The sequence below is a fragment of the Arthrobacter sp. UC242_113 genome, from assembly GCF_044054585.1.
Classification (GTDB): Bacteria; Actinomycetota; Actinomycetes; order Actinomycetales; family Micrococcaceae; genus Arthrobacter.
The window spans coordinates 3527144-3546369 of sequence record NZ_CP171968.1; the positions used below are offsets into that span (position 1 = coordinate 3527144).

Annotated in this window: 10 protein-coding genes and 5 rRNA genes; 4 read left to right on the top strand and 11 right to left on the bottom strand. The window is 59.7% G+C overall.

Translation table 11 applies throughout. The features are described from left to right. Positions 1–140: 140 nt before the first annotated feature. The 8 genes from ACHMXB_RS16075 to rpmB form a co-directional block, all read right to left on the bottom strand. Positions 141–3265 (bottom strand): 23S ribosomal RNA (locus ACHMXB_RS16075). Between the two features lie 526 nt (positions 3266–3791). Further along, a 16S ribosomal RNA gene (locus ACHMXB_RS16080) occupies positions 3792–5316 on the bottom strand. A gap of 1107 nt (positions 5317–6423) precedes the next feature. After that, positions 6424–6540 (bottom strand): 5S ribosomal RNA (gene rrf, locus ACHMXB_RS16085). 210 nt (positions 6541–6750) lie between these two features. Next, positions 6751–9875: ribosomal RNA gene (locus tag ACHMXB_RS16090) — 23S ribosomal RNA — on the bottom strand. Between the two features lie 526 nt (positions 9876–10401). Continuing rightward, positions 10402–11926, bottom strand: a 16S ribosomal RNA gene (locus tag ACHMXB_RS16095). Together the 16S, 23S and 5S rRNA genes form the textbook arrangement of a ribosomal RNA operon. 650 nt (positions 11927–12576) lie before the next feature. After that, a complete protein-coding gene (rpsN, locus tag ACHMXB_RS16100; RefSeq protein WP_003798555.1) occupies positions 12577–12882 on the bottom strand; it encodes a 30S ribosomal protein S14 in 306 nt (101 codons plus the stop codon). Positions 12883–12886: 4 nt separating this feature from the next. Further along, positions 12887–13054 carry a 50S ribosomal protein L33 gene (gene rpmG / locus ACHMXB_RS16105; RefSeq protein ID WP_003798558.1) on the bottom strand — a complete coding sequence of 56 codons (168 nt, stop codon included), beginning with the start codon at positions 13052–13054 and terminating at the stop codon, positions 12887–12889. Further along, positions 13054–13290, bottom strand: a complete 237-nt coding sequence (gene rpmB, locus ACHMXB_RS16110) for a 50S ribosomal protein L28 (protein ID WP_003798559.1) — start codon at positions 13288–13290, stop codon at positions 13054–13056. Before rpmB ends, rpmG begins: the two co-directional genes overlap by 1 nt. Positions 13291–13768: 478 nt before the next feature. On the opposite strand from rpmB, the gene ACHMXB_RS16115 reads away from it, so the two are divergent. From ACHMXB_RS16115 to ACHMXB_RS16125, 3 genes are read left to right on the top strand one after another with little or no spacing between them, the layout of a single operon-like run. Next, complete coding sequence (locus ACHMXB_RS16115) at positions 13769–15235, top strand: ferric reductase-like transmembrane domain-containing protein (protein WP_395399914.1); 1467 nt, start codon at positions 13769–13771, stop codon at positions 15233–15235. Further along, positions 15232–15774, top strand: coding sequence for an FMN-binding protein (locus ACHMXB_RS16120; RefSeq protein ID WP_395399916.1), 543 nt, complete (start codon positions 15232–15234; stop codon positions 15772–15774). The genes ACHMXB_RS16115 and ACHMXB_RS16120 overlap by 4 nt, the downstream gene beginning before the upstream one ends. Then, the gene (locus tag ACHMXB_RS16125; protein ID WP_395399918.1) at positions 15758–16633 is read left to right on the top strand and encodes an FAD:protein FMN transferase; all 876 of its coding nucleotides are present in this window, start codon (positions 15758–15760) and stop codon (positions 16631–16633) included. Before ACHMXB_RS16120 ends, ACHMXB_RS16125 begins: the two co-directional genes overlap by 17 nt. On the opposite strand, the gene ACHMXB_RS16130 is transcribed toward ACHMXB_RS16125, so the two are convergent. Both ACHMXB_RS16130 and ACHMXB_RS16135 read right to left on the bottom strand, forming a co-directional pair. Then, positions 16634–17395 (bottom strand): SGNH/GDSL hydrolase family protein, encoded by a 762-nt coding sequence (locus tag ACHMXB_RS16130; protein WP_395399920.1) that lies wholly within the window; start codon positions 17393–17395, stop codon positions 16634–16636. A 119-nt stretch (positions 17396–17514) separates the two neighbouring features. Then, complete coding sequence (locus ACHMXB_RS16135; protein WP_395399922.1) at positions 17515–18000, bottom strand: MarR family winged helix-turn-helix transcriptional regulator; 486 nt, start codon at positions 17998–18000, stop codon at positions 17515–17517. 97 nt (positions 18001–18097) lie between these two features. Between ACHMXB_RS16135 and ACHMXB_RS16140 the strand changes: the two genes are divergently transcribed. After that, a complete protein-coding gene (locus tag ACHMXB_RS16140; RefSeq protein ID WP_395399924.1) occupies positions 18098–18382 on the top strand; it encodes a YciI family protein in 285 nt (94 codons plus the stop codon). On the opposite strand, the gene ACHMXB_RS16145 is transcribed toward ACHMXB_RS16140, so the two are convergent. Beyond that, positions 18379–19224 carry an SGNH/GDSL hydrolase family protein gene (locus ACHMXB_RS16145; RefSeq protein ID WP_395399926.1) on the bottom strand — a complete coding sequence of 282 codons (846 nt, stop codon included), beginning with the start codon at positions 19222–19224 and terminating at the stop codon, positions 18379–18381. The two genes, ACHMXB_RS16140 and ACHMXB_RS16145, sit on opposite strands and share 4 nt — an antisense overlap. Between the last annotated feature and the right edge of the window lie 2 nt (positions 19225–19226).

The window sequence follows — 19226 nt, forward strand, 5'->3', positions numbered from 1 at the left end:
ATTTAGTTGTGTTGGTTCCTGAACCTGCAAACCCGGCGGGTTTGTTGGTTGGGAACCACATAGTGGACGCAAGCAGTCTTGTTTTCTTTTTACCGCCCCCTGGGTGCAAACGCTTTTGAATCCGTTTGCGGGGGTGGTGTGTGGTGTAAGTTATCGGCCTATTAGTACCGGTCAGCTTCACGAGTCGTTAGTCCTCGCTTCCACATCCGGCCTATCAACCCAGTGGTCTGGCTGGGGGCCTCTCACACACAAGGTGTATGGAAATCTCATCTCGAAGCGAGCTTCCCGCTTAGATGCTTTCAGCGGTTATCCCATCCGAACGTAGCTAATCAGCGGTGCACTTGGCAGTACAACTGACACACCAGAGGTTCGTCCGTCCCGGTCCTCTCGTACTAAGGACAGCCCTTCTCAAATTTCCTGCGCGCGCAGCGGATAGGGACCGAACTGTCTCACGACGTTCTAAACCCAGCTCGCGTACCGCTTTAATGGGCGAACAGCCCAACCCTTGGGACCTACTCCAGCCCCAGGATGCGACGAGCCGACATCGAGGTGCCAAACCATGCCGTCGATATGGACTCTTGGGCAAGATCAGCCTGTTATCCCCGAGGTACCTTTTATCCGTTGAGCGACGGCCATTCCACAATGTACCGCCGGATCACTAGTCCCGACTTTCGTCCCTGCTCGAGATGTCTCTCTCACAGTCAAGCTCCCTTGTGCACTTACACTCGACACCTGATTGCCAACCAGGCTGAGGGAACCTTTGGGCGCCTCCGTTACTTTTTAGGAGGCAACCGCCCCAGTTAAACTACCCATCAGGCACTGTCCCTGACCCGGATTACGGGCCGAAGTTAGATGTCCAAAGTGACCAGAGTGGTATTTCAACGATGACTCCACCCGAACTGGCGTCCGGGCTTCAACGTCTCCCACCTATCCTACACAAGCCACTCCGAACACCAATACCAAACTATAGTAAAGGTCTCGGGGTCTTTCCGTCCTGCTGCGCGTAACGAGCATCTTTACTCGTACTGCAATTTCGCCGAGTTTATGGTTGAGACAGCGGGGAAGTCGTTACTCCATTCGTGCAGGTCGGAACTTACCCGACAAGGAATTTCGCTACCTTAGGATGGTTATAGTTACCACCGCCGTTTACTGGGGCTTAAATTCTCAGCTTCGCCTTGCGGCTAACCGGTCCTCTTAACCTTCCAGCACCGGGCAGGAGTCAGTCCGTATACATCGTCTTGCGACTTCGCACGGACCTGTGTTTTTAGTAAACAGTCGCTTCCCCCTGGTCTCTGCGGCCCCGATCCCCCTCCCACCAGCAAGTGGTGTTCAAGGTTGGGGCCCCCCTTCTCCCGAAGTTACGGGGGCATTTTGCCGAGTTCCTAACCATAATTCTCTCGATCGCCTTAGTATTCTCTACCTGATCACCTGTGTCGGTTTGGGGTACGGGCGGCTAAAACCTCGCGCCGATGCTTTTCTAGGCAGCATAGGATCACCGAATCCCCCCTTTACGGGAGTCCCGTCAGATCTCAGGCACATGAACAGCGGATTTGCCTACCGTTCGCCCTACATCCTTGGACCGGGACAACCATCGCCCGGCTCGGCTACCTTCCTGCGTCACACCTGTTAATACGCTTGCCTCCCAGGATCAGGTCCCGCGCTCCACCAAAACCCTTCACCCACAAGGGGTGTCGGGCAGGTCTCGGGCGGTTAGTATCCCCTGTTCAACATGGGCGGTTTTTCGCCGGTACGGGAATATCAACCCGTTGTCCATCGACTACGCCTGTCGGCCTCGCCTTAGGTCCCGACTTACCCAGGGCAGATTAGCTTGACCCTGGAACCCTTGATCATCCGGCGGACGGGTTTCTCACCCGTCTTTCGCTACTCATGCCTGCATTCTCACTCGTGTAGGCTCCACCGCTGGTTTACACCGCGACTTCACCGCCCACACGACGCTCCCCTACCCATCCACACTCCTGAACCACGAAGGCTTGGAAAACATGTGAATGCCACAACTTCGGCGGTGTACTTGAGCCCCGCTACATTGTCGGCGCGGAATCACTTGACCAGTGAGCTATTACGCACTCTTTAAGGATGGCTGCTTCTAAGCCAACCTCCTGGTTGTCTTCGCAACTCCACATCCTTTCCCACTTAGCACACGCTTAGGGGCCTTAGTTGGTGGTCTGGGCTGTTTCCCTCTCGACTATGAAGCTTATCCCCCACAGTCTCACTGCTGCGCTCTCACTTACCGGCATTCGGAGTTTGGCTGACGTCAGTAACCTTGTAGGGCCCATTAGCCATCCAGTAGCTCTACCTCCGGTAAGAAACACGCAACGCTGCACCTAAATGCATTTCGGGGAGAACCAGCTATCACGAAGTTTGATTGGCCTTTCACCCCTACCCACAGCTCATCCCCTCCATTTTCAACTGAAGTGGGTTCGGTCCTCCACGACGTCTTACCGTCGCTTCAACCTGGCCATGGGTAGATCACTTCGCTTCGGGTCTAGATCACGCCACTGCAACGCCCTGTTCAGACTCGCTTTCGCTACGGCTTCCCCACACGGGTTAACCTCGCGACGTAACACTAACTCGCAGGCTCATTCTTCAAAAGGCACGCCGTCACAACTACAAGGCTGCTCCGACGGATTGTAAGCACACGGTTTCAGGTACTGTTTCACTCCCCTCCCGGGGTACTTTTCACCTTTCCCTCACGGTACTGGTCCGCTATCGGTCATTAGGGAGTATTTAGGCTTATCAGGTGGTCCTGACAGATTCACACGGGATTTCTCGGGCCCCGTGCTACTTGGGATACTCATTAAAGGCGGTGCACAGCATTACGGTTACGGGGCTCACACCCTCTACGGCCGGCCTTTCAAGACCGTTCACCTATACCAGCACTCACACCTCCCCGGTCCGGCAGAACCAGGACAACAAGTCCCACAACCCCGCCCATGCAACGCCCGCCGGCTATCACACATGGGTCGGTTTAGCCTGATCCGCGTTCGCTCGCCACTACTAACGGAATCACTGTTGTTTTCTCTTCCTGCGGGTACTGAGATGTTTCACTTCCCCGCGTTCCCTCCACGCACCCTATGTGTTCAGATGCGGGTCACCAGATCACTCGCGCGTCTGGCGGGGTTTCCCCATTCGGACACCCTGGGATCACAGTCCGGTTATCGACTCCCCCAGGCTTATCGCAGATTCCTACGTCCTTCTTCGGCTCCTAATGCCAAGGCATCCACCGTGTGCTCTTAAAAACTTGACCACAAAAGATCAAGGAGTAATTTTCGAGAGAACCACAGAAACCAACCACACCCAACAACCACACCCCGAAGAGTGCCATCATCACGCGCAGCCAGATCCAGGTTCATATTCTTGGAAATTGCTTCTTATAAAAGATGCTCGCGTCCACTATGTAGTTCTCAAACAACAACCCCGTACCACACACCCCACACACCCCCCAAAAGAGGCAACCGTGCGATCGGTGCAGCCAGGAAACCAGAAACAAACATCCCGGGAAAGAACCAAACCCTCCCCGGTCCTGTTGCCTCAGGACCCAACAGTGTGCCAAACACTACCCAACAACCACGAACCACCCGCGTTCCAGGACCAGCCCCCCAAAGAGGAACCACTCCGTACTAACCAACGGCCCGTGCCACCAGGCACCTATTTGCTGATATTCCACCCATGAGCACCCGCCGCAGAACGATCGCCTGCGCAACGGGCCTTTACTCCTGACAAACCACACACCCCGCATACACGGAAAGCGTGGGCCTGTAGGTGCTCCTTAGAAAGGAGGTGATCCAGCCGCACCTTCCGGTACGGCTACCTTGTTACGACTTAGTCCCAATCGCCAGTCCCACCTTCGACGGCTCCCTCCCACAAGGGGTTAGGCCACCGGCTTCGGGTGTTACCAACTTTCGTGACTTGACGGGCGGTGTGTACAAGGCCCGGGAACGTATTCACCGCAGCGTTGCTGATCTGCGATTACTAGCGACTCCGACTTCATGGGGTCGAGTTGCAGACCCCAATCCGAACTGAGACCGGCTTTTTGGGATTAGCTCCACCTCACAGTATCGCAACCCTTTGTACCGGCCATTGTAGCATGCGTGAAGCCCAAGACATAAGGGGCATGATGATTTGACGTCGTCCCCACCTTCCTCCGAGTTGACCCCGGCAGTCTCCCATGAGTCCCCACCACTACGTGCTGGCAACATGGAACGAGGGTTGCGCTCGTTGCGGGACTTAACCCAACATCTCACGACACGAGCTGACGACAACCATGCACCACCTGTGAACCGGCCCCAAAGGAGAAACCACATTTCTGCGGCGATCCGGTCCATGTCAAGCCTTGGTAAGGTTCTTCGCGTTGCATCGAATTAATCCGCATGCTCCGCCGCTTGTGCGGGCCCCCGTCAATTCCTTTGAGTTTTAGCCTTGCGGCCGTACTCCCCAGGCGGGGCACTTAATGCGTTAGCTACGGCGCGGAAAACGTGGAATGTCCCCCACACCTAGTGCCCAACGTTTACGGCATGGACTACCAGGGTATCTAATCCTGTTCGCTCCCCATGCTTTCGCTCCTCAGCGTCAGTTAATGCCCAGAGACCTGCCTTCGCCATCGGTGTTCCTCCTGATATCTGCGCATTTCACCGCTACACCAGGAATTCCAGTCTCCCCTACATCACTCTAGTCTGCCCGTACCCACCGCAGATCCGGAGTTGAGCCCCGGACTTTCACGGCAGACGCGACAAACCGCCTACGAGCTCTTTACGCCCAATAATTCCGGATAACGCTTGCGCCCTACGTATTACCGCGGCTGCTGGCACGTAGTTAGCCGGCGCTTCTTCTGCAGGTACCGTCACTTTCGCTTCTTCCCTACTGAAAGAGGTTTACAACCCGAAGGCCGTCATCCCTCACGCGGCGTCGCTGCATCAGGCTTTCGCCCATTGTGCAATATTCCCCACTGCTGCCTCCCGTAGGAGTCTGGGCCGTGTCTCAGTCCCAGTGTGGCCGGTCACCCTCTCAGGCCGGCTACCCGTCGTCGCCTTGGTGAGCCATTACCTCACCAACAAGCTGATAGGCCGCGAGTCCATCCAAAACCGCAAAAGCTTTCCACCCCCCACCATGCGATGAGGAGTCATATCCGGTATTAGACCCAGTTTCCCAGGCTTATCCCAGAGTCAAGGGCAGGTTACTCACGTGTTACTCACCCGTTCGCCACTAATCCCCGGTGCAAGCACCGGATCATCGTTCGACTTGCATGTGTTAAGCACGCCGCCAGCGTTCATCCTGAGCCAGGATCAAACTCTCCGTTGAAAACAAACAGACACAACCGGAAACCACGGAAATAACGCGGAAACCAGCTGCACAAAATTTGAAACCAGCCAAAAACACCAGACCACACCACGGAGGCGGATAGGCCCGGCAAATTCAACCAATTTAATAAAAAATCGGTATCAACAAACTTGGCACACTATTGAGTTCTCAAACAACAGACACACCCGGCACCACCCAAACCAACGTTCAGGATCGCTCCGGAGCAACTTTTCAAACTTACCAGGTTTCACTCCCCGACGCAAATCCATGTTTCAGGATTCTCATCGGCAGGAAAACCAGCCCCACCACACCCAAGCAACCTAAAAAGTCACCAGATCACGGTCTTGATTTCGGGGATTTGGCCGCCCGCGGTGACCAGCTCTTCGCTGTCTCCCTCGCGGCGACTTGGAATACATTACACCCACCCCACCCCCAAAGCAACCCGGCGAAAAGAGGCACGGACCCGCCCCCGAAACCCTTGAACTGCCGCGGGTTTTGGGCACCGCAAGGCGGGCAACGAAGCCAACCAGGGACCGGATCAGTTTTATGGACCGCGTCACAGTCGGGCATGCCCGCCCGCGCGGGCAGCTGTGGCCCCCGCGCACCGGGAGTCCTCCCCGGCTCAACCGCACTTCCAGGCTGCGGGCGCCGCCGGCCGGCAGCTTCCCTCCTAACCACAGCCTCCACAAACCACGGCCGCGAAGAACGTGCGCGACGTTGCTGTGGTGAAGTTCCTCACCCAAGTTCCTCCGGTCATCGGCACCTCCGGTCAACACCCGGGACAGCCCCGGCACCGGGACCCCGCCCTCCCCCGGGCAAGCCTCTGGACGTGAGGGACGAAGGACCTCCCCGGACGGGGTTCCCGGTGCCGCCGGCACGACTGCCGCACCACGGCCGGTCTGCCGGCGCCCTGGCCGGTAGCCGCCTGCCGGTAGCCGCCGGCCCCGGCCGGCACAGCCGACAGGGGGGGCGGCTTTAAATCACTCAGGCCCCGACCTGGATGTCGGGGCCTGAGACCGGTGTGACTGGTGGATTAGATGCGGGCGGGTTAAATGCGGGAGAGCCCCAACCAGTGAACTGGTTGGGGCTCTCGACCGTTTAATGGTTGTCCGGCGGTGACCTACTCTCCCACACCCTCCCGGGTGCAGTACCATCGGCGCTGTGGGTCTTAGCTTCCGGGTTCGGAATGGGACCGGGCGTTTCCCCCACGCTATGACCGCCGTAACCCTGTGTCCCGTCCGCCCGGGGTGTGCCCGGGGAAGGGAAAACTGTGGTGTTACAACTGTGGTGTTGTATTTAGTTGTGTTGGTTCCTGAACCGTCAAACCCGGCGGGTTTGTTGGTTGGGAACCACATAGTGGACGCAAGCAGTCTTGTTTTCTTTTTACCGCCCCCTGGGTGCAAACGCTTTTGAATCCGTTTGCGGGGGTGGTGTGTGGTGTAAGTTATCGGCCTATTAGTACCGGTCAGCTTCACGAGTCGTTAGTCCTCGCTTCCACATCCGGCCTATCAACCCAGTGGTCTGGCTGGGGGCCTCTCACACACAAGGTGTATGGAAATCTCATCTCGAAGCGAGCTTCCCGCTTAGATGCTTTCAGCGGTTATCCCATCCGAACGTAGCTAATCAGCGGTGCACTTGGCAGTACAACTGACACACCAGAGGTTCGTCCGTCCCGGTCCTCTCGTACTAAGGACAGCCCTTCTCAAATTTCCTGCGCGCGCAGCGGATAGGGACCGAACTGTCTCACGACGTTCTAAACCCAGCTCGCGTACCGCTTTAATGGGCGAACAGCCCAACCCTTGGGACCTACTCCAGCCCCAGGATGCGACGAGCCGACATCGAGGTGCCAAACCATGCCGTCGATATGGACTCTTGGGCAAGATCAGCCTGTTATCCCCGAGGTACCTTTTATCCGTTGAGCGACGGCCATTCCACAATGTACCGCCGGATCACTAGTCCCGACTTTCGTCCCTGCTCGAGATGTCTCTCTCACAGTCAAGCTCCCTTGTGCACTTACACTCGACACCTGATTGCCAACCAGGCTGAGGGAACCTTTGGGCGCCTCCGTTACTTTTTAGGAGGCAACCGCCCCAGTTAAACTACCCATCAGGCACTGTCCCTGACCCGGATTACGGGCCGAAGTTAGATGTCCAAAGTGACCAGAGTGGTATTTCAACGATGACTCCACCCGAACTGGCGTCCGGGCTTCAACGTCTCCCACCTATCCTACACAAGCCACTCCGAACACCAATACCAAACTATAGTAAAGGTCTCGGGGTCTTTCCGTCCTGCTGCGCGTAACGAGCATCTTTACTCGTACTGCAATTTCGCCGAGTTTATGGTTGAGACAGCGGGGAAGTCGTTACTCCATTCGTGCAGGTCGGAACTTACCCGACAAGGAATTTCGCTACCTTAGGATGGTTATAGTTACCACCGCCGTTTACTGGGGCTTAAATTCTCAGCTTCGCCTTGCGGCTAACCGGTCCTCTTAACCTTCCAGCACCGGGCAGGAGTCAGTCCGTATACATCGTCTTGCGACTTCGCACGGACCTGTGTTTTTAGTAAACAGTCGCTTCCCCCTGGTCTCTGCGGCCCCGATCCCCTCCCACCAGCAAGTGGTGTTCAAGGTTGGGGCCCCCCTTCTCCCGAAGTTACGGGGGCATTTTGCCGAGTTCCTTAACCATAATTCTCTCGATCGCCTTAGTATTCTCTACCTGATCACCTGTGTCGGTTTGGGGTACGGGCGGCTAAAACCTCGCGCCGATGCTTTTCTAGGCAGCATAGGATCACCGAATCCCCCCTTTACGGGAGTCCCGTCAGATCTCAGGCACATGAACAGCGGATTTGCCTACCGTTCGCCCTACATCCTTGGACCGGGACAACCATCGCCCGGCTCGGCTACCTTCCTGCGTCACACCTGTTAATACGCTTGCCTCCCAGGATCAGGTCCCGCGCTCCACCAAAACCCTTCACCCACAAGGGGTGTCGGGCAGGTCTCGGGCGGTTAGTATCCCCTGTTCAACATGGGCGGTTTTTCGCCGGTACGGGAATATCAACCCGTTGTCCATCGACTACGCCTGTCGGCCTCGCCTTAGGTCCCGACTTACCCAGGGCAGATTAGCTTGACCCTGGAACCCTTGATCATCCGGCGGACGGGTTTCTCACCCGTCTTTCGCTACTCATGCCTGCATTCTCACTCGTGTAGGCTCCACCGCTGGTTTACACCGCGACTTCACCGCCCACACGACGCTCCCCTACCCATCCACACTCCTGAACCACGAAGGCTTGGAAAACATGTGAATGCCACAACTTCGGCGGTGTACTTGAGCCCCGCTACATTGTCGGCGCGGAATCACTTGACCAGTGAGCTATTACGCACTCTTTAAGGATGGCTGCTTCTAAGCCAACCTCCTGGTTGTCTTCGCAACTCCACATCCTTTCCCACTTAGCACACGCTTAGGGGCCTTAGTTGGTGGTCTGGGCTGTTTCCCTCTCGACTATGAAGCTTATCCCCCACAGTCTCACTGCTGCGCTCTCACTTACCGGCATTCGGAGTTTGGCTGACGTCAGTAACCTTGTAGGGCCCATTAGCCATCCAGTAGCTCTACCTCCGGTAAGAAACACGCAACGCTGCACCTAAATGCATTTCGGGGAGAACCAGCTATCACGAAGTTTGATTGGCCTTTCACCCCTACCCACAGCTCATCCCCTCCATTTTCAACTGAAGTGGGTTCGGTCCTCCACGACGTCTTACCGTCGCTTCAACCTGGCCATGGGTAGATCACTTCGCTTCGGGTCTAGATCACGCCACTGCAACGCCCTGTTCAGACTCGCTTTCGCTACGGCTTCCCCACACGGGTTAACCTCGCGACGTAACACTAACTCGCAGGCTCATTCTTCAAAAGGCACGCCGTCACAACTACAAGGCTGCTCCGACGGATTGTAAGCACACGGTTTCAGGTACTGTTTCACTCCCCTCCCGGGGTACTTTTCACCTTTCCCTCACGGTACTGGTCCGCTATCGGTCATTAGGGAGTATTTAGGCTTATCAGGTGGTCCTGACAGATTCACACGGGATTTCTCGGGCCCCGTGCTACTTGGGATACTCATCAAAGGCGGTGCACAGCATTACGGTTACGGGGCTCACACCCTCTACGGCCGGCCTTTCAAGACCGTTCACCTATACCAGCACTCACACCTCCCCGGTCCGGCAGAACCAGGACAACAAGTCCCACAACCCCGCCCATGCAACGCCCGCCGGCTATCACACATGGGTCGGTTTAGCCTGATCCGCGTTCGCTCGCCACTACTAACGGAATCACTGTTGTTTTCTCTTCCTGCGGGTACTGAGATGTTTCACTTCCCCGCGTTCCCTCCACGCACCCTATGTGTTCAGATGCGGGTCACCAGATCACTCGCGCGTCTGGCGGGGTTTCCCCATTCGGACACCCTGGGATCACAGTCCGGTTATCGACTCCCCCAGGCTTATCGCAGATTCCTACGTCCTTCTTCGGCTCCTAATGCCAAGGCATCCACCGTGTGCTCTTAAAAACTTGACCACAAAAGATCAAGGAGTAATTTTCGAGAGAACCACAGAAACCAACCACACCCAACAACCACACCCCGAAGAGTGCCATCATCACGCGCAGCCAGATCCAGGTTCATATTCTTGGAAATTGCTTCTTATAAAAGATGCTCGCGTCCACTATGTAGTTCTCAAACAACAACCCCGTACCACACACCCCACACACACCCCCAAAAGAGGCAACCGTGCGATCGGTGCAGCCAGGAAACCAGAAACAAACATCCCGGGAAAGAACCAAACCCTCCCCGGTCCTGTTGCCTCAGGACCCAACAGTGTGCCAAACACTACCCAACAACCACGAACCACCCGCGTTCCAGGACCAGCCCCCAAAGAGGAACCACTCCGTACTAACCAACGGCCCGTGCCACCAGGCACCTATTTGCTGATATTCCACCCATGAGCACCCGCCGCAGAACGATCGCCTGCGCAACGGGCCTTTACTCCTGACAAACCACACACCCCGCATACACGGAAAGCGTGGGCCTGTAGGTGCTCCTTAGAAAGGAGGTGATCCAGCCGCACCTTCCGGTACGGCTACCTTGTTACGACTTAGTCCCAATCGCCAGTCCCACCTTCGACGGCTCCCTCCCACAAGGGGTTAGGCCACCGGCTTCGGGTGTTACCAACTTTCGTGACTTGACGGGCGGTGTGTACAAGGCCCGGGAACGTATTCACCGCAGCGTTGCTGATCTGCGATTACTAGCGACTCCGACTTCATGGGGTCGAGTTGCAGACCCCAATCCGAACTGAGACCGGCTTTTTGGGATTAGCTCCACCTCACAGTATCGCAACCCTTTGTACCGGCCATTGTAGCATGCGTGAAGCCCAAGACATAAGGGGCATGATGATTTGACGTCGTCCCCACCTTCCTCCGAGTTGACCCCGGCAGTCTCCCATGAGTCCCCACCACTACGTGCTGGCAACATGGAACGAGGGTTGCGCTCGTTGCGGGACTTAACCCAACATCTCACGACACGAGCTGACGACAACCATGCACCACCTGTGAACCGGCCCCAAAGGAGAAACCACATTTCTGCGGCGATCCGGTCCATGTCAAGCCTTGGTAAGGTTCTTCGCGTTGCATCGAATTAATCCGCATGCTCCGCCGCTTGTGCGGGCCCCCGTCAATTCCTTTGAGTTTTAGCCTTGCGGCCGTACTCCCCAGGCGGGGCACTTAATGCGTTAGCTACGGCGCGGAAAACGTGGAATGTCCCCCACACCTAGTGCCCAACGTTTACGGCATGGACTACCAGGGTATCTAATCCTGTTCGCTCCCCATGCTTTCGCTCCTCAGCGTCAGTTAATGCCCAGAGACCTGCCTTCGCCATCGGTGTTCCTCCTGATATCTGCGCATTTCACCGCTACACCAGGAATTCCAGTCTCCCCTACATCACTCTAGTCTGCCCGTACCCACCGCAGATCCGGAGTTGAGCCCCGGACTTTCACGGCAGACGCGACAAACCGCCTACGAGCTCTTTACGCCCAATAATTCCGGATAACGCTTGCGCCCTACGTATTACCGCGGCTGCTGGCACGTAGTTAGCCGGCGCTTCTTCTGCAGGTACCGTCACTTTCGCTTCTTCCCTACTGAAAGAGGTTTACAACCCGAAGGCCGTCATCCCTCACGCGGCGTCGCTGCATCAGGCTTTCGCCCATTGTGCAATATTCCCCACTGCTGCCTCCCGTAGGAGTCTGGGCCGTGTCTCAGTCCCAGTGTGGCCGGTCACCCTCTCAGGCCGGCTACCCGTCGTCGCCTTGGTGAGCCATTACCTCACCAACAAGCTGATAGGCCGCGAGTCCATCCAAAACCGCAAAAGCTTTCCACCCCCCACCATGCGATGAGGAGTCATATCCGGTATTAGACCCAGTTTCCCAGGCTTATCCCAGAGTCAAGGGCAGGTTACTCACGTGTTACTCACCCGTTCGCCACTAATCCCCGGTGCAAGCACCGGATCATCGTTCGACTTGCATGTGTTAAGCACGCCGCCAGCGTTCATCCTGAGCCAGGATCAAACTCTCCGTTGAAAACAAACAGACACAACCGGAAACCACGGAAATAACGCGGAAACCAGCTGCACAAAATTTGAAACCAGCCAAAAACACCAGACCACACCACGGAGGCGGATAGGCCCGGCAAATTCAACCAATTTAATAAAAAATCGGTATCAACAAACTTGGCACACTATTGAGTTCTCAAACAACAGACACACCCGGCACCACCCAAACCAACGTTCAGGATCGCTCCGGAGCAACTTTTCAAACTTACCCGGTTTCACTCCCCGACGCAAATCCATGTTTCAGGATTCTCATCGGCAGGAAAACCAGCCCCACCACACCCAAGCAACCTAAAAAGTCACCAGATCACGGTCTTGATTTCGGGGATTTGGCCGCCCGCGGTGACCAGCTCTTCGCTGTCTCCCTCGCGGCGACTTAGAAAACAATACACCCGCTGGCGCCCCACCGCAAACCGTCCTCCCAAGGCTTGGGATCCCCGCGGTTCCGCGGCGAAACGGTGTGCGAAGGCACTCTGGCGAGCCTCCGCCGTCGTAATTCCGCTTTGTGTGGTGCGTCACCCGTCGACCGGGAGCCACCAAGTGAGCCTGTTAACGCAAAGGAGGGCCGACAACCATATAGTTGCCGGCCCTCCTCAAGCAGCTGGAATCAGCGGTGCTGAATTACCAGGAAGACTTGGTGATGCCCGGAAGCTCACCGCGGTGAGCCATGTCGCGGAAGCGAACACGGGAAATACCGAACTTCTGGAAGGTGCCGCGCGGACGGCCGTCGATGATGTCGCGGTTACGCAGACGGATCGGGGAGGCGTTGCGGGGCAGCTTCTGCAGGCCGAGGCGTGCAGCTTCGCGTGCTTCGTCAGTCGCGTTCGGGTCAACCAGGGTCTTCTTCAGCTCGAGGCGCTTCGCAGCGTAACGCTCAACGATGACCTTGCGCTGCTCGTTGCGAGCAATCTTGGACTTCTTAGCCATGTGTTTAGCGCTCCTCTCGGAATTCGACGTGCTGGCGGATCTTGGGGTCGTACTTCTTCAGGACCAGACGGTCCGGATCGTTACGACGGTTCTTACGGGTTACGTAGGTGTAACCCGTGCCCGCGGTCGACTTGAGCTTGATGATCGGACGTACGTCCTTGTCCTTTGCCACTAGAGCTTCACTCCTCGCGCCAGGATGTCGGCGACGACAACGTCGATGCCGCGCACGTCGATGGTCTTGATGCCCTTTGCAGAGACCTGCAGAGTGACATTACGGCGCAGGGACGGAACCCAGTAGCGCTTCTTCTGAATGTTCGGGTCGAACCGACGCTTGTTGCGGCGGTGCGAGTGCGAAATGCTGTGTCCAAAGCCCGGCTCGGCTCCGGTCACCTGGCAGTGTGCTGCCATGACGACTCTCCTCTGAAAATGAATGAAACGGCTGGCAGAGTTCTGCTTCACCGTGCGGCAGGCGGCGTCCGCATCCAGCCTCACGCGTCCGCAGGTTTCAACACCGGCGAACCGGGTTTACTGCGGCGGAATGCGATGAGCCACAAACACCTGGCAATGGAAGCCACTGCGAAATGCCGGGATACTGGGCGAATACAGGAATGCACGCAACTTGAGCCCCTAACTACCGGCCTCCAGGACTGTGAATACTGCCAACAGCCACTGCAAACCGGAGCAATTGCACACGCTCCGCGCCACCTAGCGCCAACCAAGTCTACGAGACACCCGAATTAAAGACCAATCCGGCAGGGGAACGGTGCTATACAGTGCCCCTTCCGTTAGCAGGGCAGCCCCGGGTCGAGAGGGCCTTCTTCCAAGACATATCCGGAAAGAAGGCTCTTCACAGCAAAGGCAAAGGATCGGGGCGGAATCTTGAGCCATGAACACACAGCTCCTGCCTTCCCCCGGGACCGGCACCCCGATGCGCCCGGCCCACGGGCCTGCTCCGGTTCGGGAGGCCGGCCGTTTCGCCGGCCAGCACAGGCGCAGGCTCCTCCGCGCCGATGTCCTGACGGTGACAGCATGGTCCTCATTGGCCGCCTCGGTTGCGCTCTGGCTTGCCGACGGCGGCCTGACGGCGGCTTCTTCGCCGGCGGGCATGGTTACTGCGCTGGGCATTGTTGCCGGCCTTGCCGGAATGGACCTGGTGCTGCTCATGCTGCTGCTGGCTGCAAGGATTCCCTTTATTGACGGCGCGGTGGGGCATGACCGGGCGCTGGAGTTTCACCGGAAGCTGGGGAAACCCTCGTTGTACCTGCTGCTGGCCCACGGGATCCTCATCGCGGTGGGGTACGGCATGGCCGAAGGACTCGACCCGGTCAGCGAAGCCGTAGCGCTCTGGGTGCTGGTGCCCGACATGTGGCTCGCCTTCATCTCCCTGGCCCTCTTCATTGCGGTTGTTGTCACGTCCCTGGTGGCGGTCCGCCGGCGGTTTCCGTACGAATTCTGGTACGCCGTGCACCTGCTCACCTATGCTGCCGTGCTCACCTCGCTGCCGCACCAGTTCAGCGTGGGCGGCCTGTTCGCCGTCGGCACCTGGCAGCGCTGGTACTGGCTCGCGATCTGCATCGCCACCGGAGCTGCCCTGCTGTGCTACCGGATCATCCAGCCTGTACGGGCAACCTTCAGGCATCAGCTCACGGTTGAGCGCGTCACCTCCGTGGCCCCCGGGGTGGTCAACATCGAAATGAGCGGCCTGCAGTTCGGCTCGCTGGCCGGCAACGGCGGGCGGTTCTTCATCTGGCGCTTCCTCGCCCCGGGGCTGTGGTGGCATCCGCACCCCTTCAGCCTGTCAGCGGAACCGGTGCGGACAGGACCTGATGGCCACGGGAGATTGCGGATCACGGTTCGTGATCTGGGCCGGGGCTCCGCGCAGCTGCTGAGGCTGCGGCGCGGAACGAAGGTCGCTGTGGAAGGGCCCTACGGACTCTTCAGCTCCGCCGCACGCAGCAAGGACCACGTGGTCATGATCGGCGCAGGCATCGGTATTACGCCGTTGCGGGCCCTCCTGGAGACCACCCCTTTCGCCCCCGGCCAGGCCACGGTCCTGCTCCGCGGGCACAGCAACCAGGAGCTCTACCTGGGCGAGGAAATCCTCGATCTGTGCCGGCAGCGCGGTGCCACCCTGTTCCACCTGATCGGCGGACGGGACCCCGGCTCTCCTGACAGCTGGCTTCCGGCCGCCGAGCACTGGGCCGGGTATGCCCTGGCGGACTACGTCCCGGAAATCACCTCCGCCGACGTCTATGTATGCGGTCCCTCGCGGTGGGCAGGCAACGTCCTGGACGCCGCCCGCGCCGCCGGCGTTCATGAGGATCAGCTCCATCACGAAAGGTTTGACTGGTGAGAATCAGAGCAGCAGTTTCAGCTCCCTTAGCTTCGGCCGGCATCCTCCTGGTCGGCTGGCAATCAGGTGTCCATGTGGCCGATACCCGGAGTGCGGTTGCGGCCGCGGCAACGGGAAATCAGGCGTCGGGGACAGGAACCGGCGACAGCAGCGGGACAACGTCGGAATCCGCTGCGTCGTCCGGGACCACCGGCAGTTCAGGCACAACCGGCAGTTCGGGAACGGCGGGCACATCCGGCGCCGCCGGTGCGGCGGCCAAGGCCGGCGGCACGTACGACGGCGATGTGGTCCAGACCCGCTTCGGCACAGTGCAGGTCCAGATCACCGTGAAGGCCGGGCAGATCACCGACGTCACGGCCCTGAAACTCACCGATGCCGAGGGCCGGTCCGTGCAGATCAGCAACTATGCCGCCTCGGTTCTTCGCGACGAGGTGCTACAGGCACAATCCGCGAACGTGCAGACCGTGGGTGGCGCCACCGTGACCAGCGACGCTTACCTCACCTCCCTCCAGGCGGCCCTCGATGCAGCAAACCTCTGAGGCCGCGCACCGGCTCCGTGCCCGGACCTTCACCTGCATGGGAACTGTGATCAGCCTGACTGTCCCGACGGACGCGCACAAAGCACCCCAAGCGGCGGCGGATGAGCTGGAAGCGGCGACCGCCGTCGTCGAACGCCTGTTCACGGAACTGGACAGCATCTTCAGCCTCTACCGCCCCGATTCGGAGGCGAGCCGGCTGGTGCGCGGCGAACTCGGGCTGCCGGAGGCGTCGGCAGAAATGCGGGCGCGGTATGAGGAGGCGGCCGAGTGGCGGCTCCTCACAGAGGGGGCGTTCACGCCGGAACGTCCGGACGGGGCGCTGGATCTCTCCGGAATCGTCAAGGGGCACGCCATCCGGGAGGCCGGCATGTCGCTGCTGGCGCTCGGCATGGCTAACTGGTGCCTGAACGCGGGCGGGGACGTGCTGGTCAGTGGCTCCCCCAAGCCCGGCACCGATGTGCCCTGGCGGGCGGGGATCGTTGACCCGGCGGACCGGAGGACCCTGCTCGCCGGATTCCCGCTGGGCGGGGCGGCGCTGGGTTCGCCTCCGCAGAGTTTGTCACCATCCGGCCTGGCTCCGCGCGGTGAAAAGACGGCCGACGGCGGGACCCGGGCGGCGCTGGCCACCTCCGGTTCCGCTGAGCGCGGGGACCACATCTGGGGTGTCACAGCCGGGGCCGCGGAATTCCGGCAGGTTTCCGTCGCCGCAGCGGACGTGGTCACGGCCGATGTGCTGGCAACCGCGATCGTGGCGGGCGGGGTTCCCATGCTCAACCGCGCCACCTCCATGTGGGACATCGAGGCGCTGGCCGTCCGCGCAAATGGCGAGCTGCTGGCGACGGGCGGGTTCCGGCGGTAGTTAGAGCCGGGTGAGCTGGGCGTACCTGGGCTGGAGGTTGTCGCCGGAGGACTTGCCCGTGACCCTGCGGACCACCCACGGTGCGGCGAACTCCCTGACCCAACGGGCGTTAGCCCTCAGCGCCTCAGCCTTGCTGAGCTCCGGGACGGGGGTCATCGGCGGAACCTCGATGGAGTGCTCGTGCTCGAGGACCGTCAGGACACGCTTGGCCATGTTCGCGTGCCCGGCGGCGGACATGTGCATCCGGTCCTTGGCCCACATGCCCCAGTCGTAGTACTCGTTGAAGCGCCAGTAGTCCACCAGCAGGGCCCCATGGTCCCCGGCGATGCCGCGCACGAGTTCGTTGTAGATGGCCGTACGCCCCCGCATAGTGCCGAAGACCTTCGAGCCCCGCGCGTCGAAGCCCGTGAACAGCACCACAGTGGCACCCGTCGCCGCGAGCTTCCCGACGGCTTTTTCGTAGTCCGCAAGCAGATCGTCGATGTCGATCTTGGGCCGGAGAATGTCGTTCGCCCCGGCATAAAGCGTCACCAGCGTGGGATCGAGCGCGATGGCGGCGTCCACCTGTTCGGCCAGGATCTGCCGCAGCTTGCGGCCGCGGATGGCAAGATTCGCGTACCCGAAGCCGGGGTCGGCCACGGCCAGTTGCTCCGCCACCCGGTCAGCCCAGCCGCGGAGCCCGTTGGGCCGCGCCGGGTCGTCGTCGCCGACGCCCTCCGTGAAGGAATCTCCAAGGGCAACGTAGCGGGCCGTGAAATCCATGGGAGCAAGTCTGCCACCCGTTGCCGGGAGCAACCAAGACGGGCCGGTGCTGTCCGGCTCGCCGGGAGCTGCTGCAGGCGACTGGCCGGGAGCTGCTGCGGCCGACTGGCCGGGTGCTGCTACTGCTGCCGCTCGCGGAGGATCCAGTGGTTGCTGTCCAAACGGGCCACAATCTTTTCGCCGATGCGTGCGAGGTCCGCGACATCACGCTCGGTCAGGGCGTCGAGGAACAGCGAGCGCACGGATTCGACGTGGCCCGGCGCCAGTTCCACGATGGTGGCGATGCCCTGTTCGGTGAGGTGCGCGGTGGTGACGCGTGCGTCGCCGGGATGCGGCCGGCGTTCCACCCAGCCGCGGTTTTGGAGTTTGGTAACTACATGGGAGAGCCGGGAAAGGGAGGCGCTGGTCCTCGCCGCCAGCTCGCTCATCGGCAGGAAGCGCCCCTCGGCCTCGGAGAGCATCGCCAGCACGTTGTAGTCGAACAGCGACACCTTGCCGGCAACATGCAACTGGGTATCGAGCGACGCGGGCAGCATGGTGTTGATGCTCAGCAGGGCAAGCCATGCCCGGCGTTCATTGGCGTTGAGCCAGCGCGGTTCGGTCATTACTCCATCCTAGGAGAACTAACGCTTGACGGTTCAAGGCCCGTTCCGGCGGCGGCGAGTCGCCGGCGGCCAAGGCTCTGGCGGTAGGCTGGCCGTCATGTACGTAGTTTCCCTGACCTACAAGGCCGCCCAAGAGATCGTGGACCAGCACTTGGATGCCCATGTGGACTGGCTAAAGGATGCCTTCGACGAAGGCGTCTTCATCGCCGCCGGCCGCAAGGTTCCGCGCACGGGCGGCGTGCTGCTCTCCCGGGCCGACCGGCCGACACTCGACGAGTCCTTGGCCAAGGACCCGTTCAACGTGCATGGCGTAGCCGACTTCGAGGTCATGGAATTCGCCGCAAACCGCACTGCGCCGGGGTTCGAGAACCTGCTGGACTAGCCTGCGCGTCCGCGACCGTCCGGCTCCACCAGCTTTTTCAGGCCGCCTTTGCGCGGGACCTTGACCGGCTGCGGCCACCGGGGATAAAGGTTGTCGCCCAGCGTGACGCCACGGAGCTTCCGGCCAAACAGCGGCAGCACCCAGTCATTCACCCAGCGCCGCTGCCGCCGCTCCCAGCCCCGGAGGGTCATCCTGGCCGGCGGCTCCCATTCCTTGAGGCTGATCTTGTGCGGAACACCAAGGTGGTCCAGGACCTGGGCCGCGAGGTACTTGTGGCCGGCCTTGGACATGTGCAGCCGGTCGGTGTCCCACATCCTGCGGTCGTGGAAGGCCTCGAAACACCAGTAGTCCACGAGTACAGCCCCGTATTTGGCGGCGATCTCCCGGACCCGCCGGTTGTACAGGGTGTTGCGCTTCTTCAGCGGTTCGAGCACTGCGGAAACCTTGACGTCGAACCCCGTGAACAGGACCAGAGTGGCGCCGGTGGCTGCCAGCCGGGCCACCAGTTCCTCGTACTGGGCCATGAGCTGGTCCATGTCCGTGCCGAAGTCCAGGATGTCGTTGCCGCCGGCATAGAGGGTGATGAGCGTCGGATCCATGACCAGCGCCTGCTCCAGCTGCTCATCCACAATGTGGCGAAGCCGCTTGCTCCGAATGGCCAGGTTCGCGTAATGCCAGCCGGGTTCTGCCTTGGCCAGCTTCTCCGCCACACGGTCAGCCCAGCCGCGCACCCCGTTCGGCAGCCTGGAACTCCGGTCACCCACGCCCTCGGTGAACGAGTCCCCCAAGGCAACGAACACCCGCCGCCTGCCCCGGTCCGGAAGCAAAGGAGAGTCACCCACCC

Excerpts from the sequence above, each read along its gene's own strand:
- rpsN (WP_003798555.1), bottom strand. The coding sequence starts at position 12,882 with ATGGCTAAGAAGTCCAAGATTGCTCGCAACGAGCAGCGCAAGGTCATC.
- rpmB (WP_003798559.1), bottom strand. The coding sequence starts at position 13,290 with ATGGCAGCACACTGCCAGGTGACCGGAGCCGAGCCGGGCTTTGGACAC.
- ACHMXB_RS16115 (WP_395399914.1), top strand. The coding sequence starts at position 13,769 with ATGAACACACAGCTCCTGCCTTCCCCCGGGACCGGCACCCCGATGCGC.
- ACHMXB_RS16125 (WP_395399918.1), top strand. The coding sequence starts at position 15,758 with ATGCAGCAAACCTCTGAGGCCGCGCACCGGCTCCGTGCCCGGACCTTC.
- ACHMXB_RS16130 (WP_395399920.1), bottom strand. The coding sequence starts at position 17,395 with ATGGATTTCACGGCCCGCTACGTTGCCCTTGGAGATTCCTTCACGGAG.
- ACHMXB_RS16135 (WP_395399922.1), bottom strand. The coding sequence starts at position 18,000 with ATGACCGAACCGCGCTGGCTCAACGCCAATGAACGCCGGGCATGGCTT.
- ACHMXB_RS16140 (WP_395399924.1), top strand. The coding sequence starts at position 18,098 with ATGTACGTAGTTTCCCTGACCTACAAGGCCGCCCAAGAGATCGTGGAC.